Origin of the sequence: Enterococcus sp. AZ196 (genome assembly GCF_050498845.1) — a bacterium.
Lineage (GTDB): Bacteria > Bacillota > Bacilli > Lactobacillales > Enterococcaceae > Enterococcus_A > Enterococcus_A murrayae.
This window is the reverse complement of record NZ_JBIPAM010000001.1, coordinates 392,336-407,462: the sequence shown is the minus strand read 5'-3', so window position 1 is coordinate 407,462 and position 15,127 is coordinate 392,336. Positions and strand designations below refer to the sequence as shown.

Genomic DNA, 15,127 nt, shown 5'->3' with positions numbered 1-15,127 from the left:
GAACTATTGGTCAGTCTAAATAGACTACTGATTCAGCAGATCAATTTTTCAAGTAAAGTATCTTCGCAATGAGTTGCGCTTTTTGACCACTCCCATACCAACGTTGGATTTTCTAATGGGATAGTCCTGCTAAGCTATTCTCGCCTCCGAATACGATCAATCAAACGCTTTCTTTTTTTCTTAGGTATTTCTTCTGGCGATGCTTGATCCACTAAAGGGACTGGCGTACAGCCTTCTTTGAGTCGTTCAATCAAAATCAACTTCGCAGATTCTTGACTATCGTCAATCTGAACATTTTCCAGTAAAAAATCATCCGGCAAACAGGCCGTTATCACGGCGAGTGACTGCATTTCATTTAGCTCCCACGGATTAATCTCTGGCGGAAATCCAATGGTCTGGATCATCACATCAGGTGCCGGTCGTTCGGTTACAATTGATAGATCCTCTGGGATGCGGAAATCTGTCGATACCTTTTCTATTTCTGTTTCCACAAACTCAGACACTTGTGGTGTTTCTTGTGCTGCTTGCTGCTCAACTGCTGCAGGCACCTCATTAGCAGCTTGATCAAAGATCGGGGTCTCCCTTTTCTCGATGACTTTTGCATGCAAGACTTTCTTAAATAAGCCTACTCCGTCTTTTTCAAAAAGATTCAGCTTAGTTATTTTTTCTAAGGATGTCTTTATTTCTTCTGCTGTTTTACTCGGATCAAAGTCCTTTAATCGTAGATGGTGGTGTTTGCCATTGCTTTTTTCAAATTCTGCATCTAGTGTATACATGTTCTCATTCCTCTCTTGTGTATTTTTTCAGAATCTTTTCCATTCGTCATCATGAACCAACTAGTCTTGCGAATGGAGCTTTAATAAATTGTGTATATAAGGTTTTCAGCTTTTCTGCGATATAGCTTTTAGCCGGAAATAACTTAATTAGCAGCAGACGCCACTCTTTCTTTTCAAAATACTCCGAAAAAAAAGTATAGTACCGGCGCAAAGTTGCGTTAGACCTCGTTCTTAGAAAAATATGTTGAACTAAATCGGCCAGCATCAATGAAAAATCTCCCTCGCATAGTTCATTTCTCGTTTGAAGCGCTATCAACATTTCGATTGTGCTATTTCCGTCATGAGTATCTTTATAGAAATGTTTAATTCTAGTTTCCAATGTCTTACGTTTTAAATCAAAAAGCTTGCGACAGCTTAATCCGTAATCTTTCATAAGCGTTCCTCCTTCTTCAGTTTGATTCTATTTATTTGAAAGTGTGTCTCACCGATCATGCAAAACACAACACAGCATTCTTATTACTTTTTTTCAAAACGAGTACCCGTCTCCATCTTCGCAAGCCAAACATAAACTATTTTCCCCAAAAATTCTACTTCAGCTTTTTTAAAATAATTTAAAAATAGGAGTTGTTCTTTATTGATAAGAGCAGAAGACCTATAAAATAATTTTTTAACCCTTCTAAAAAATCGTCAAAAAGAAAAAAATACTTATCTATTTTTTCATTTAATTGACGATTATTCTGCCAATGCCAAAAAAAATCCTCCGTTCAATGAACGAAGGACACTGCAACTATTCAATGATCTTTTTTACTTTAAAGGCCTCAGTCTTTTCTGAGGGTTCTTCCTGATCCGCTAGATCAAACAAGATAAGTGAATCTTGCCCTTCACCTTCTACAATCACTAATTTCCCTAATGGCTCTCGATTATCCTTGACGATTTGTGCTTCTTTGATTAATTCCTTAGGATCACGTTTTGCGGCGATCGCATTGCCTAAATTAAAGAATACTGTCTCTTCCATATTTATCCGCTCCTCAAGAATCTTTGTACTTTAGTATACCAGAAATCCAGCAAATGCTTCCAGATTTGCAACTATCCAGGTACCCAACTTACTCTGAACCTTCAAAAGATGAGGACTGGAATACGCCAATTTTTTCTGCCTGATCCAAAAAAAGGTGCATTTTGGCGATTAATTGGTCATTTGAACACTTATTTGCACTTTGCAGCGTTATATTTATTTCTCCATACCCCATCTTACTATTGGCCTTAATGGCTTTTCGTTGAAAAGAGGATACTTTTGCAAGAAATGCATCCGGATTTTTCAAATATACTGATACAAAGTCTTGGTTTACCATACTTGTACTCTCAATTGCACGAACATCAGACCAATGAATAAGCGATTTTTTTGTAGCTAGCGCACTAGAGTAATCATAAAAGCCCTCAACGGTTAATACGACAAGCTCTTTCCCCTTAAATACTTGTTTAATAATGAAAACCTCACACGCTCCAAAAAATACACAGCCGATCACCCCGACTATCATTACTAAGTACTGCTTGTCCGCTGCACCGGCTAAAAATATGAACAGACTCATCAAAAACATAAACAGTCCCAATAAAGATAAGCCAATTTGTTTTCTTTTACTTTGATACACAACAAACTCCTTTTCCATTTTTCACCTCCACGTTCAGCCTTCACCATTTTGAGTATCAAATCAATCAGAAATTTTAAAGGCTCTTCAAACTTACCAACAGGTTGTCAAAAGTTAGTCGATCACAAAAAAGAAGCTAGAAGTATTGACAGAACCGCTCTGTATCAATGCTTCTAGCCCTATTAGTAAAATAAATAAGGAAGGTACGGGACTTGAACCCGTGCACCACATTACTGCGGCTCGCCGGATTTCGAGTCCGGTGCATTACCACTCTGCCAACCTTCCGCACCATTTATCTTACCTTTTTTCGTTTAAATGTCAAGATTTTATAATGTGTCTAACACAGAAGTATCTTCTTCTTCTAAAATATTCTTGATCGTACGGTTCATTAAATGAACAATTTCGTCTTGAGTCGGCGCAATAATACCTGAAGACATTAGTGTCGCAATCCCAGTCACACAGATCCATGTTCCAACGTGTAGCGCATTGATACGTTTTTCAGACAAGTTTTTGTACTTAGGGTGCTCTACGATCAATTGATGGAAGTAATTGTAAGAAAAGTCATGCATCTTCTTGCCGCCGCCATACTCTTGAACGTATAACGCGTTATAAAGATTGCTTTGCTCTTTTGCAAAGTAAACATAGCTCAAGCCCAAATCAATAATCGTGTCACCCGTGCGAACTTCTGGGAAAATATCGTAGTACAGGTGATTGCAGATCTCATCTAGCAAGGTGTTTTTAAGATCACTCATGTTTTTGAACTCTAAATAGATCGGTTGCGTACTGATTCCCATTTTTTTGGCAATGTTCCGTGCTGTAAATCCAGAAAATCCTTCATTCTCGACAACTTCATAGGCAGCCTTTAGAATCTGGTCTTTGGTATAAACTTTTCTTCTCATTGTAATTCCTCCCAGAATGTTATTATTTTTCTTGTCATTTTATTTTAATCAAAAACTGATTAGTTTTGCAACCCTTATGTAAGATGTTATCTAAATTTACGTAACTTTTTTTGAAAAATGTATGCTAAACCTGCAACTTTTTCCTCACATAGGGGGTGGAACCGTTTTATTATTTTTGTAATTTTTAACTCATTTCATTAAAAATCAAAAGAGCCGTTATACATTTGAGGGTAGTTTTGTTTCTTTAAAGTAAAAACAGTCTCACCTTAAAAAAAAGTCGCTGTTACTTTATTATACTTTCTCTAAGCGCCAGTGACAATCCTTATTCTTTTTCTTGTTTAATTTATTTATTTTCTCTACTATAGTATAGGAATAGAAAAAGGTGGTTAACTATGGAACAGCAAAATTATGCACAGCTTGTCTTAAATACATGCTTAAAAGCCGGAAAGATTATGATGGAGTCCGGTTCTGAAGTCTATCGTGTGGAAGATACGATGAAACGGATCGCGATCAACGCGGGACTGGATGATATTCAAACCTACGTGACGGCTACTGGCCTGATCGTTGGCTTTCCCTCAGAGCAAAGCAGCCAGGTGATTCAAATCACCCCTCAGGCGATCAATCTGGAAAAAGTGACCGCAGTCAATCAAGGGTCTCGCCAATTTGCCGATGGTGAGCTTTCTTTGCCAGATTTTTACCTCTATTTGGAGGATGTCGATCATGCGACCCCGGACTTTCCTTATTTATGGAAAATCATTTCCGCTGGAATCGTCAGCAGTACTTTAATGATCATTTTAAATGGAACCTGGTTTGATTTTATCCCGACATTTGTCATCGGGATGATTGGTTTTGCTGTGCATACCTTTTTTGGGAACAACTTGCGCATGAAGTTTTTAAATGATTTTGTAGCAGCACTGGTCATTGGAAGCTTGTCCTTATTAGTTGTTTCCTGGTCGGTTGCTCGTGATGTAAACAGCTTGATCATTGGCTCGATTATGCCGCTAGTGCCCGGACTGGCTATTACCAACGCCTTTCGCGACATTATGGCGGGACATTTGATTAGCGGTGTTGCTCGCGCTACTGAGGCTTTATTTATTGCTGGAGCGATCGGCGGAGGAATCATCGTCGCTTTTAATTTCTTTTAAAATAAAACAATCATACTTGGAGGTCGCTCATGAATTTTATCGTTAATTTTTTATTCAGTATGTTTAGTACGATCGCCTTCAGTGTCATCACAAATATTCCCCGCCGTGCGTTTTTAGCCTGCGGTTTTACTGGCGCTGCGGGCTGGATGACCTTTTGGATCTTACAAACATATTTTCATCAAAACATCGGAATCGCTAATTTTTTAGGTGCACTAATCATTGGACTGATTAGTATTCTTTTCTCACGGACCATGCACATGCCGGTGATCGTTTTTAATGTACCAAGCTTGATTCCGTTGGTTCCTGGTGGTCCTGCCTACATGGCGGTGCGTCATATGATGAACCAGGAGTTTACTGAATCAATGGAAAAAGTCGTCACCGTCCTAGTCACTTCTGGTGCAATCGCGATCGGCTTTATGTTTACAAACTTGATTGAACGTGCGCTTAAAAGAACCCGTTCAAATTTTCGAATGAGGTAAACAAAGAGGAACAGGAAAGTCTCTCCTGTTCCTCTTTGTTTACAGCCCAACGTTGTAAGCGCGATCAATAAATATCTAAAAATATTTTAAGTTTCATTCGAAATTTCTAAATTACAACCTCAGACCTATGCATTTTATGAAATTATCCTATATACTTCATTTTAGAGAGACAAGAAATGTTCATTCTGCTGTTTCCGTTAAGATCATGTAACGGCGTGGAATGATCTCTATAAATAAAACTAATTTTCTTTTAGAAAAGAAATTCTTTAGGATAAAAGGAGCTGAATCAAATGAGTGTTGTTCAATCCAGAAGGCTATTAAATATAATTTCATTGATGGGTATCGCCATAACCGTTAGTTTAACTATCTACTTCTATCGTTTGGGAGTCTTTAATGATATGAATTCCCTGAGAGAACTCGTCGGACACTCGCCAATCGCTGGACCGCTCATTTTTGTTTTGATTCAAATCGTTCAGGTCGTAATACCAATTATACCAGGCGGTATCAGTCTTGCAGCTGGCGTCTTGATTTTCGGTCCATACTGGGGCTTTGTTTATAACTATATCGGAATCGTAATTGGTTCCTTGATTTTATTCATGATGGGCAGACATTACGGCAAGCCCTTGATTATGCATCTTGTTAGTGATAAGGTATACCAAAAGTACAGTCATTGGCTAGATGATCAGCCTCGCTTTGAAAAACTGTTCGCTTTAGCGATTTTCTTACCTGTCGCACCTGATGACGCCTTGTGTTTGATGGCTAGTCTTACGAACATGTCCTTTAAAAAATACAGCGCGATCATCTTCTTAGCTAAACCAGCTTCGATCTTCTTATACAGCTTGGCTTTACTACAAGGTGGCAGCATATTATCCAGTTTACTCGTCCACTAATTTTTAGTGGACTTTTCTTTTTGCAAAATTTACTTTTCAGCTGATCTGCACCATTCAAAAGGTCTGGCGAAATCATGGGACTGGAGATCTGTTTCATTAGATATTAGTGGATACAATCAAAGCTGCCTCCTAACCAAAATCTTCAATATTTTCACGTAAAAAGTTCATATATTTTTTACAACCTAACCAGATAATGGTTGATGAACTTCTATTTGCAAAATTCCATTTAATTAATCGATCGTTTTCTTCAAGAAGACTGATTTTTTATCGAATCACAGGAGGAACTATGAATCCCATACGTCAGCGTTTTACTTATTTTTTTGGCACTTTTTCTCTCTATAACTTTCTAATTCTTAGCTTTGGTCTGCCTTTCTTAACCGAAGGACTTTTTTTATTTTTCCGTCAAAGCTTTCTAAATAATCTTTACTCTCCTTTTTATCTGCTTTTATTTTTTGCCTTGATTTTTCTTTTCGGAAACCTCTTTAGCCAGGTTCAGTCAAACGAAAGAGCCTTTCAAAACTTCTCTTTGAAGGCTTCATTTGTCAGCTTCGCTTTCTGGCTGCTTTTATCGCCGCTTTTTTTCTTTCGATTTTATCAGATGTTGCTGGTTTGGCAGCCGCTTCCGACGAAGATGCTCTCGCTTCTGTTTCTTCATCGCTGGAAAATACTGCCTGTCATACTCCTGCTTTACTTAATTGTCCTTTATTTTCTTTACCGCGCAATTTTAGTACCGAAGTATCTGAAGCAAAATAGTTCCATGAAAAAAAGTATTGTACTCAGCTGGCAAAAAACGAAAAAGAGCATCCCAAAACAATTAACGCTTTTTTTCCTGATCCCTGTGATCTTTTTAACCACCAGCCTATTAATCAAAATCGGCTTCATTTGGGCCACACAGCTGTTGACTAAACAGAGTACGGCAATGCTTCTATTATTGGTGTATCGGATAATCCAAAATGTTTTATGGGCGCTCTTTTTTCTTTATTTGGCTGCGCCTGACAAAGAACCGACGAGCGTCGAGCCTAAGACCAAAGGGTCGATCATTTGGCTAAGCCTATCGGTCATCGCTTGCCTTGGTCTTTATTCTCTGCATTACACCCATGCTTTCCAAATACAACGCGCGACGAATCCAGTAACAATCTCGCATCGAGGGGTCTCTGATCATAACGGTATACAAAATTCGATCGATGCACTGAAAAGAACCAGTCAACAGCTACATCCGGACTTCATTGAGATGGATGTTCAAGAAACCGCAGATCATCAACTAGTCGTGATACATGACGAAGATTTAAAAAAATTAGCTGATAAAAATCTACGTGTTGATGAAACGACTTGGAAAGAGTTAAAAAAAGTCACCTTAAGGGAAAATGGCTATACTAGTCAGATCCCCTTGTTCAAGGATTACTTGGCTGCAGCAAATCATTTGAATCAAAAGCTGCTGATTGAACTGAAAATCACTGCGAAAACAAAAAATTCGATCACCCATAAACTGCTGCCGCTAGAATCCGAACTGGCTAATCATGAACTGCAAAGTATGGATCTTGATACGGCTAATCAAATGAAAAAAGATTTTCCGAAACTAAAGGTTGGATATATTTTGCCCCACGATCTCTTAGGCAGTCCAAAAAACTCATTAGACTTCGTCAATATCGAATCTCGGACCGCAAACGGCGACTTAATTCAGGCTCTGCATCATCGCAATCAAGCTGTCTATGCTTGGCCTGTTAACTCTGAACGTCAAGCCGCTGCCCTGCGTTTCCAGCAGCTCGATGGTATTCTGTCTGATGACATGAGTGTCTTTTCTACCAAGTCTGAAGACATAAAAGCCAAAACTGCCAGCATTCTGCAATTTGATTAACGTCAAAAGCCCGCAAACATTCTCCCTCAAGGAAGTCTGTTTACGGGCTTTTATTCATTATTATTGTTCTAAGAGACGTTCATAGGTAAAGCCTGTCATAGCGTATCTCAGCAAAAGAAGAGCAATCAGCAGCAGGAGTATCCCGATTGAAACGACGATCCAACCACCAAAAACCAAAATACCAGTAAATTGACCGACCAGCAGGAAAGCCACCGGTATAATCAAAAAGGCTGCTTTTTGCTGCGATTCTTCGATTGTCATCGATTTCGCCGATCCTTTAACGATCAATACGATAGAAATGATCGTGATCGCTGGAACAATCAGCAGCATCACCCAGAGCCAATTGATACTCAAAGGAAGTAAAATCCCTTTAAGAATGTACATCTCTACTTCGACCACAATCACTGTCAAAACAAATGAGACATAGGTGATTAAAATACCGATAAAAAATGAAGCATAGACTTTTGCCTGAAAGATTTCACGAATCGACAACGGAGAATAAAATAAGGTTTCCAGCGTGCGTTTTTCTTTCTCTCCGACGAACGAACTGGCCGCCATAACACTAGCCGTCATGATAGGTATAATTAAAAAGAAGATCGGAATGACATTGTTAACCATCAGCATCAGCAGTTCATATACTAGCTGCTCTTGATCCAGCTTTTGAAAGTCTGGTACGATCCGAGCCATATCGGTAAATGAAGAGGAATCCGTTGGGCTTAACAAAATAGACAGCAGCATAATCGTGGGGAAAACGACTGAAAATAGTAACGGAAGAATCGTTAACACTGAAAAATAGCGCTTATTATCAGTGATTCCCTTAATATCCTTGATCATAATGGCTTTTTGTCGACTATTAAACATGCGTTTTCCCTCCTTCTAACAAAGCAAAATAAATATCTTCTAATGAATAATCCAGCGGTGTAACCTGCGAGATATTTCCTCCCTGTTGGACGATTGCTTTTACTATCTGAGGAACCTCCGCCTTTTCTTGAAAGGCTAATTCATAAGTATTCTCTCCGATTTTTTTACTGTTGAGCATTTGCGGCATAACATCCGTTTCAACCAATAGCTTATAGTGACTAAAGGTTTGTTGGCGTAAGTATTCTAAGCTGCCTAATGCCAATAATTGACCATTGTCCATCAACCCATACTCATCACAGATTTCTTGTGCGTACCTTAATTGATGTGTGCAAAGAAACACCGTAGTCCCTTCTTTTTTGGAAAGTTCCAATAGAAGTTCATTCACACTTTTCGTGCTTTCTGGATCAAGCCCACTGGTAGGCTCGTCCAAAAATAGGACCCTCGGACGATGGATCAGGGTTCTTGCAAGAGACAGACGCTGCCGCATCCCAGTCGAGTAACTTTTCAGCTTCACTTCAGCTGCCTCTGACAAACCTAGCTTTTCCAGCAGCTCCATTCCTCTTGTTTCGCTTTCTGCCTTTGTCATCCCAAAAAGCTGACCAAAAAAACGAAGATTCCCAATCCCGGTCAACTGATCATACATTCCGGCATGTTCTGTTAAGACCCCTGTTGATTGATGGAGCTTCTCTGCCTGATTGACCGGATCAAGTCCCAAAACCCGAATCTCTCCTCCTGTCGGATTCAAAATACCGTTCAATAGCTTGACTGTCGTCGTCTTCCCTGCACCATTCGGTCCTAAAAAACCAAAAATTGTCCCTTCAGGAACCACTAAACTAATATCGTCTAAAGCTTTCTTTCCTTCGGTATATATTTTCTCTAATTGCTTGATCTCGATTGCATTCATCTATATCCCCTCGTTTCCACCCAGCAGCTAAAAATCCCTCAGCTTCTTATACTCTTATTGTATTTCTTATAATCTAAAGCTTCAATGGAATTGTTGTTAACTTTTGACGCTATAAATCACCTTACACGATACTCGATAATAAAAAGGCCTTCACAAACTCGTATGGCTTGTGAACACCGTGTAGGGACTATTCCACCTCAGCTGTTCAAAAATACCGCTGTGTGTCTCAGCTATAAGAATAGAAAGCTCGTTCATTAAGCCGGGTTCAGGCATCATTCAGTGTGTTTAACTGAGAAAATTGATACTTTCTAACAAAAAAACGGATCTCTTCTCAAGATCCGAATCTCTCTCTTATCAAGATAAATATTTCACATGCTTAAGTAAAGCTTTAAGCAGTACATTCGACTTCCACGCAAGCGTGAATATTCTCGTACTTCACTAATAAACGATTTTGCAGTTCAATCACAGCCGCACGATCTGCCGGTGCACAAGATACAACATTAATCAGCACCGTATTATTGTAAAGCTGCTCTACGACTCCTACAACCTCATTTTCTATACCAATTGCTTGGCATTCATAAGCAAGACCAATTTCAATAGTTTCCATAATAAATCCCCCTTTAATTCTACGTTTTTATAATAACATAAATACAATAAATTGAAAACGTTTTTTATTAGTTTTTTTGCTTTTATACCAAGGTATATATCGGAATTGTTAGAAAATTCGGAAAACACGAACATAAACAACTTAGGTTATTTTTAATCCGACGTTCATTTTTTATTTATCTTTATTTGTTTTAAACCGATTTCATTTATTCACCATTATGTTTTTTATCATTAATTTTGATTAGCTGTAAATTAATTTTACTATACCAATTAAAAAGAGCCCTCGCGACGCGAGAGCTCTTTGACTAGCTTTTACAGCCGATTATTCAAATCTTTTGCTAAATCTTCAAATCCTGGTTTTCCAAGCAAAGCGAACATGTTTTTCTTGTAAGCTTCTACACCTGGTTGGTCAAACGGATTAACCCCTAACAGGTAGCCGGAAATACCCACAGCGATTTCAAAGAAGTACATTGCATAACCTAAAGTATAAGCATCCATTGTAGGAATGTTCAATACAAAGTTAGGTACACCGCCATCTGTATGGGCTAATAATGTTCCTTGGTAAGCTTTAGAGTTAACAAAGTCTACGTCTTTACCTTCTAAGTAGCCTAAACCATCTAAATCGGATTCTTGTGAAGGGATTGACACAGATTTACGCGGTTTTTCCACTTTCACGATTGTTTCAAAGATGTTGCGGCGACCTTCTTGGATGTATTGTCCAAATGAATGCAAGTCAGTTGAGAAGTTGGCACTTGATGGGTAAATGCCCTTCAAGTCTTTTCCTTCTGATTCGCCGTATAATTGTTTCCACCATTCGTTGAAATATTGCATACCTGGTTCATAATTGACTAAGATTTCAGTCACTTTGCCTTTACGGTATAAAATATTACGAAGAGCTGCATATTGATATGCTTCGTTCTCTTCTAAGTTTTCACTTGAGTATGCTTCGCGAGCGTCTGCCGCACCTTGCATCAAGGCATCGATATCCGCACCACTTGCTGCGATTGGCAATAAACCAACTGCTGTAAGAACAGAGAAACGTCCGCCAACATCATCAGGAATAACAAAAGTTTCCCAACCTGCTGCATCTGCCTCAACCTTAACTGCTCCGCGTGCTTTATCTGTTGTTGCATAGATACGTTTGTTGGCTTCTTCTTCACCGTATTTTTTGATCAATAATTCTTTGAAGACACGGAATGCGATTGCTGGTTCAGTCGTTGTTCCTGATTTAGAAATCACATTAACTGAGAAATCACGGTCGCCAATAACTTCGATCAAGTCAGCGATGTACGTTGAGCTGATTGAGTTTCCAGCAAAGAATACTTGTGGTGCTTTGCGATCTTCTTTATCCAACACATTGAAGAAACTTTGGTGTAAGAATTCGATTGCCGCGCGAGCACCAAGATAAGAACCACCGATACCGATAACTACTAATACTTCGGAATCTGATTGGATTTTTTCAGCTGCCTTTTTGATGCGAGCAAATTCATCTTTATCATAGTTTACCGGAAGATCGATCCAGCCTAGGTAATCATTTCCTGCGCCAGTACCTTCCCGTAATTCTTTGTGAGCAAGAGCTACTTCAGATTTGATGTAGTCCATTTCATGTTCGCTCACAAATGGTGCTACTTTCGAATAATCGAATTGAATGTGTGCCATTGTTTTTCCTCCTTGAAAGTCACTTCATAACAATCTATACTTTACGTTTCTTTTAATCATTTTTCAAGCTAAAACCTTTTGAAAATTAAACTGTCCCTTGAGCCAGCATTGCGGCAGCCACTTTCGCAAAACCGGCAATGTTTGCACCAGCAGCGAAATTGTCTTTCTCAGCATACTTTTCAGCCGTATCACGACACGTTTCGTAGATATTTTTCATGATAGCATCTAATTTGCCGTCAACTTCTTCCTTCGTCCACGCTAAGCGTTGAGAGTTTTGGCTCATCTCTAATGCTGATACAGCCACGCCGCCAGCATTTGCCGCTTTTCCTGGTCCGTAAAGAACGTCGTTTTCATGATATAGCTTGATTGCTGCCATCGTGCTTGGCATATTTGCTCCTTCAGCGACAACCTTAACACCGTTTTTCACTAAAATCGCTGCTTTTTTATCATCGATCTCATTTTGTGTCGCGCATGGCAAGGCGATATCCGCAGCTTGTTCAAGCTCCCATACAGAACCTTCATGATACTCCGCTGTCGGACGTTCTTTTACGTATTCTGTTAAACGTGCACGACGAACTTCCTTGATTTCCTTCAATAGTTTAACGTCGATGCCGTCTTTATCGTAAATATAACCATTCGAATCTGAACAAGTAATGGCTGTTGCACCTAGGTCTTGCGCTTTTTCAATGGCATAGATTGCTACATTTCCGCTTCCTGAAACAAGAACTTTCTTACCATTAAAAGAATCGTTGCGATCTTCTAATAAATGTTTCACGAAGTAGACTGCTCCATACCCTGTCGCTTCTGTTCGGCCAAGACTACCATTAAAGCCTAGCGGTTTGCCTGTCAACACACCCATATCGTATTCACGCAGGCGTTTGTATTGACCGAAAAGATACCCAATCTCACGTCCGCCAACACCGATATCTCCAGCTGGTACATCTAGGTTCGGACCAATATGCTTTGATAGTTCCGTCATGAAGCTTTGGCAATAGCGCATTACTTCAGAGTCCGTTTTCCCTTTTGGATCAAAATCTGATCCGCCTTTACCGCCGCCGATTGGAAGACCTGTCAAACTATTTTTAAAGATTTGTTCAAAACCTAAAAATTTCAAGATACTTAAATTCACACTTGGGTGGAAACGTAAGCCACCTTTATACGGGCCAATCGCTGAATTAAATTGCACACGGTAGCCGCGATTAACCTGCCAATTGCCTTTATCATCTTGCCAAGGTACACGAAACTGAATCAACCGTTCAGGTTCAAGAATCATACCTAAAATATTTTTTTCAACGTATTCCGGATGTTCTTCTAGAAAAGGAATCACTGTTGGTAAAAATTCATCCACCGCTTGTAAAAATTCTGCTTGATTCGGATCTTTTGCCTCTAAGTTCTTTTGAATCTGTTCAACATACTCTCGTACTTCCATCAAATTCCTCCTCACAGTTAATACTCATAGTTTACATCATTTTCTAATGGAAGTGAAAAAAAATTCATTCTACATCGCAATTTGAAGGAAAAATGTTCGTATTTAAGGTATGATTATCCAAACAAATTGATTGGTAAATGAGGGTTTAATAAAATGAAGAAAAAATTTGATGTAATCGTGATCGGTGGTGGCCCTGCTGGTATGATGGCCGCCATTACCGCGGCGATGAACGGTGCGCAGGTCGCACTATTTGAAAAAAACAAACGCCTTGGAAAGAAATTGCTAATGACGGGCGGCGGTCGCTGCAACGTGACAAACAATCGACCGGTCGATGACTTAATCACCCATATTCCCGGCAATGGCCGCTTCCTATATAGTACGTTTTCACAATTTGACAACCAAGATGTGATGACCTTCTTCAGCGAACGCGGCGTTGCTTTAAAAGAAGAGGATCACGGACGCATCTTCCCTGTTTCAGATAAATCTGCCACGATCGTGAATACTCTGAAGGACGAACTGGAGAATCTACAGGTCGCACTTCATTTTAAAGAACCGATCGAAAAAATCATTACTGACGGGACGACTGTTCAAGGTGTTCGAACTTCTGAAGGCGATTATTCGGCCAAAAGCGTCATAGTGACAACTGGCGGCATCACCTATCCATCGACTGGTTCGCAAGGTGACGGCTATCGCTTTGCAAAAAGCCTTGGCCATCATGTGACTCCTTTGTATCCAACAGAATCACCGATTTTTCTGACGAATGCTTTTGTCGCTGAGAGAACGTTGCAGGGTCTGGCCTTGCAAGACGTGAAGCTGTCTGTCATTAACGAAAGAGGCAAGACTATCACTAGTCATGAGATGGATCTGCTTTTTACTCACTTCGGAGTTTCTGGTCCAGCTGCCTTACGCTGCTCCAGCTTTGTTAATCAATTATTGCGTACTCAAGAATCTGTCACACTAAAACTCGATTGCTTCCCAGAAAAAACAGCGGCATATTTAATGGAAGAAATCAGCAAACGTTCAGCGGCTTCCACAAAACAATTGAAAAATGCTTTGGCCGGCTTTTTACCAGAGCGTCTGCTGCTGTTCCTTTTAGAAAAAGGCGGTATCGGCGAACTTGCCTACTCACAGGCATCAAAAGAGCAATTGGAAAAATTTGTTTCCTATTGTAAAGACTGGTCCTTGAATGCAAACAAGACCTTCGGGTTGGAAAAATCCTTTGTTATCGGCGGCGGTGTTGAGCTAAAGGGAGTCAGCCCTAAAGAATTAGCCAGCAAAAAAATCCCCGGCCTGTATTTTGCCGGAGAAGTGCTCGATATTAATGGTTATACTGGCGGATATAATATCACCACCGCATTTTGTACAGGCTATGTAGCAGGAACTCATGCTGCCTATCATGCTTTTAGCTAGTGAATCAGCTCAACGAATTGCCCTTGCGTCAGCTCTACTATGGCGTTAGGGGCAATTTCCATTTGCAGCCCTCTTTTACCTGCTGAAATCGCGATCTGCTCAAAGTTCAGTGCAGAGGCATCCACAAATGTAGGAAACAATTTCTTCATACCAATCGGTGAACAGCCGCCGCGAATATACCCAGTTGTTGCTTCTAAATCTCTTAAATGCAGCATCTCAACTTTTTTATTGCCGCTAGCTTTCGCAATTTTTTTCAGATCCAATTCGTGATCGCTAGGAATTACCGCAACGACAGGACCGGTCTTGTTCCCTACTGCCACCAATGTTTTGAATATCCGTGCCGGCTCGATCCCGACTTGTTCAGACACATGCCCAGCACCTAAATCATCTTCGCCCCAGGAATATTCATGCTCTTTATAGGCGATTTTCTTTTGTTCGACTAAACGAATCGCATTGGTCTTTTGAATTTTCTTCTTAGCCAAATCTATCCCTCGCTTCATTTATTTTCTAAAGTCTAGCAAAAAAATGAAAATGAAACAAACTGGTCGTTTTATTTGGTCTTTTTTCTTAA

General features: G+C 39.8%; 16 protein-coding genes and 1 tRNA gene. 5 read left to right on the top strand and 12 right to left on the bottom strand.

What is annotated here, in order from left to right; translation table 11 throughout:
- Positions 1 to 134: 134 nt before the first annotated feature.
- The 6 genes from IGI67_RS01980 to IGI67_RS01955 all read right to left on the bottom strand — a co-directional run bounded on the left by IGI67_RS01980 (position 135) and on the right by IGI67_RS01955 (position 3,318).
- A complete protein-coding gene (locus IGI67_RS01980) occupies positions 135 to 776 on the bottom strand; it encodes a DUF2922 domain-containing protein (RefSeq protein ID WP_429956590.1) in 642 nt (213 codons plus the stop codon).
- Positions 777 to 825: 49 nt separating this feature from the next.
- Complete coding sequence (locus IGI67_RS01975; protein ID WP_207109461.1) at positions 826 to 1,209, bottom strand: hypothetical protein; 384 nt, start codon at positions 1,207 to 1,209, stop codon at positions 826 to 828.
- A 354-nt stretch (positions 1,210 to 1,563) separates the two neighbouring features.
- Positions 1,564 to 1,791 (bottom strand): hypothetical protein, encoded by a 228-nt coding sequence (locus IGI67_RS01970; protein WP_429956589.1) that lies wholly within the window; start codon positions 1,789 to 1,791, stop codon positions 1,564 to 1,566.
- Positions 1,792 to 1,879: 88 nt separating this feature from the next.
- Complete coding sequence (locus IGI67_RS01965) at positions 1,880 to 2,440, bottom strand: STM3941 family protein (protein WP_429956588.1); 561 nt, start codon at positions 2,438 to 2,440, stop codon at positions 1,880 to 1,882.
- A 176-nt stretch (positions 2,441 to 2,616) separates the two neighbouring features.
- A tRNA-Ser gene (locus IGI67_RS01960) sits at positions 2,617 to 2,704 on the bottom strand.
- A gap of 41 nt (positions 2,705 to 2,745) precedes the next feature.
- A complete protein-coding gene (locus IGI67_RS01955) occupies positions 2,746 to 3,318 on the bottom strand; it encodes a TetR/AcrR family transcriptional regulator (protein ID WP_207109458.1) in 573 nt (190 codons plus the stop codon).
- 392 nt (positions 3,319 to 3,710) lie between these two features.
- Here IGI67_RS01955 and IGI67_RS01950 point away from each other — a divergent pair, with 392 nt between their 5' ends.
- The 4 genes from IGI67_RS01950 (at position 3,711) to IGI67_RS01935 (ending at position 7,687) form a co-directional block, all read left to right on the top strand.
- Entirely contained in the window at positions 3,711 to 4,463 is a 753-nt protein-coding gene (locus tag IGI67_RS01950) for a threonine/serine exporter family protein (protein ID WP_207109457.1), read from the top strand.
- Between the two features lie 29 nt (positions 4,464 to 4,492).
- Positions 4,493 to 4,942, top strand: coding sequence for a threonine/serine exporter family protein (locus tag IGI67_RS01945; protein WP_429956587.1), 450 nt, complete (start codon positions 4,493 to 4,495; stop codon positions 4,940 to 4,942).
- Positions 4,943 to 5,232: 290 nt separating this feature from the next.
- Positions 5,233 to 5,832, top strand: a complete 600-nt coding sequence (locus IGI67_RS01940; RefSeq protein ID WP_429956586.1) for a TVP38/TMEM64 family protein — start codon at positions 5,233 to 5,235, stop codon at positions 5,830 to 5,832.
- A 757-nt stretch (positions 5,833 to 6,589) separates the two neighbouring features.
- Positions 6,590 to 7,687: a glycerophosphodiester phosphodiesterase family protein gene (locus IGI67_RS01935; RefSeq protein WP_429956585.1), complete on the top strand. Its 1,098-nt coding sequence runs from the start codon at positions 6,590 to 6,592 to the stop codon at positions 7,685 to 7,687.
- A 60-nt stretch (positions 7,688 to 7,747) separates the two neighbouring features.
- Here the strand turns inward: IGI67_RS01935 and IGI67_RS01930 are convergent, their stop codons facing one another.
- From IGI67_RS01930 to gdhA, 5 genes are all read right to left on the bottom strand, one after another.
- Positions 7,748 to 8,548 carry an ABC transporter permease subunit gene (locus tag IGI67_RS01930; RefSeq protein WP_207109209.1) on the bottom strand — a complete coding sequence of 267 codons (801 nt, stop codon included), beginning with the start codon at positions 8,546 to 8,548 and terminating at the stop codon, positions 7,748 to 7,750.
- Complete coding sequence (locus tag IGI67_RS01925; protein WP_429956584.1) at positions 8,541 to 9,452, bottom strand: ABC transporter ATP-binding protein; 912 nt, start codon at positions 9,450 to 9,452, stop codon at positions 8,541 to 8,543. Before IGI67_RS01925 ends, IGI67_RS01930 begins: the two co-directional genes overlap by 8 nt.
- 388 nt (positions 9,453 to 9,840) lie before the next feature.
- A complete protein-coding gene (locus IGI67_RS01920; RefSeq protein ID WP_207109207.1) occupies positions 9,841 to 10,059 on the bottom strand; it encodes a hypothetical protein in 219 nt (72 codons plus the stop codon).
- A 311-nt stretch (positions 10,060 to 10,370) separates the two neighbouring features.
- Positions 10,371 to 11,717, bottom strand: coding sequence for a glucose-6-phosphate isomerase (locus IGI67_RS01915; protein WP_207109206.1), 1,347 nt, complete (start codon positions 11,715 to 11,717; stop codon positions 10,371 to 10,373).
- 85 nt (positions 11,718 to 11,802) lie between these two features.
- Positions 11,803 to 13,146 carry an NADP-specific glutamate dehydrogenase gene (gene gdhA / locus IGI67_RS01910; RefSeq protein ID WP_429956583.1) on the bottom strand — a complete coding sequence of 448 codons (1,344 nt, stop codon included), beginning with the start codon at positions 13,144 to 13,146 and terminating at the stop codon, positions 11,803 to 11,805.
- Between the two features lie 153 nt (positions 13,147 to 13,299).
- On the opposite strand from gdhA, the gene IGI67_RS01905 reads away from it, so the two are divergent.
- A complete protein-coding gene (locus IGI67_RS01905) occupies positions 13,300 to 14,556 on the top strand; it encodes an NAD(P)/FAD-dependent oxidoreductase (protein ID WP_429956582.1) in 1,257 nt (418 codons plus the stop codon).
- Here the strand turns inward: IGI67_RS01905 and ybaK are convergent.
- Positions 14,553 to 15,038, bottom strand: coding sequence for a Cys-tRNA(Pro) deacylase (gene ybaK / locus IGI67_RS01900; RefSeq protein WP_429956581.1), 486 nt, complete (start codon positions 15,036 to 15,038; stop codon positions 14,553 to 14,555). The genes IGI67_RS01905 and ybaK overlap by 4 nt on opposite strands.
- Positions 15,039 to 15,127: the final 89 nt, after the last annotated feature.

Coding starts and splice junctions, on each gene's coding strand:
- IGI67_RS01980 (WP_429956590.1), bottom strand. CDS start 776: ATGTATACACTAGATGCAGAATTTGAAAAAAGCAATGGCAAACACCAC.
- IGI67_RS01975 (WP_207109461.1), bottom strand. CDS start 1,209: ATGAAAGATTACGGATTAAGCTGTCGCAAGCTTTTTGATTTAAAACGT.
- IGI67_RS01970 (WP_429956589.1), bottom strand. CDS start 1,791: ATGGAAGAGACAGTATTCTTTAATTTAGGCAATGCGATCGCCGCAAAA.
- IGI67_RS01965 (WP_429956588.1), bottom strand. CDS start 2,440: ATGGAAAAGGAGTTTGTTGTGTATCAAAGTAAAAGAAAACAAATTGGC.
- IGI67_RS01955 (WP_207109458.1), bottom strand. CDS start 3,318: ATGAGAAGAAAAGTTTATACCAAAGACCAGATTCTAAAGGCTGCCTAT.
- IGI67_RS01950 (WP_207109457.1), top strand. CDS start 3,711: ATGGAACAGCAAAATTATGCACAGCTTGTCTTAAATACATGCTTAAAA.
- IGI67_RS01945 (WP_429956587.1), top strand. CDS start 4,493: ATGAATTTTATCGTTAATTTTTTATTCAGTATGTTTAGTACGATCGCC.
- IGI67_RS01940 (WP_429956586.1), top strand. CDS start 5,233: ATGAGTGTTGTTCAATCCAGAAGGCTATTAAATATAATTTCATTGATG.
- IGI67_RS01935 (WP_429956585.1), top strand. CDS start 6,590: ATGAAAAAAAGTATTGTACTCAGCTGGCAAAAAACGAAAAAGAGCATC.
- IGI67_RS01930 (WP_207109209.1), bottom strand. CDS start 8,548: ATGTTTAATAGTCGACAAAAAGCCATTATGATCAAGGATATTAAGGGA.
- IGI67_RS01925 (WP_429956584.1), bottom strand. CDS start 9,452: ATGAATGCAATCGAGATCAAGCAATTAGAGAAAATATATACCGAAGGA.
- IGI67_RS01920 (WP_207109207.1), bottom strand. CDS start 10,059: ATGGAAACTATTGAAATTGGTCTTGCTTATGAATGCCAAGCAATTGGT.
- IGI67_RS01915 (WP_207109206.1), bottom strand. CDS start 11,717: ATGGCACACATTCAATTCGATTATTCGAAAGTAGCACCATTTGTGAGC.
- gdhA (WP_429956583.1), bottom strand. CDS start 13,146: ATGGAAGTACGAGAGTATGTTGAACAGATTCAAAAGAACTTAGAGGCA.
- IGI67_RS01905 (WP_429956582.1), top strand. CDS start 13,300: ATGAAGAAAAAATTTGATGTAATCGTGATCGGTGGTGGCCCTGCTGGT.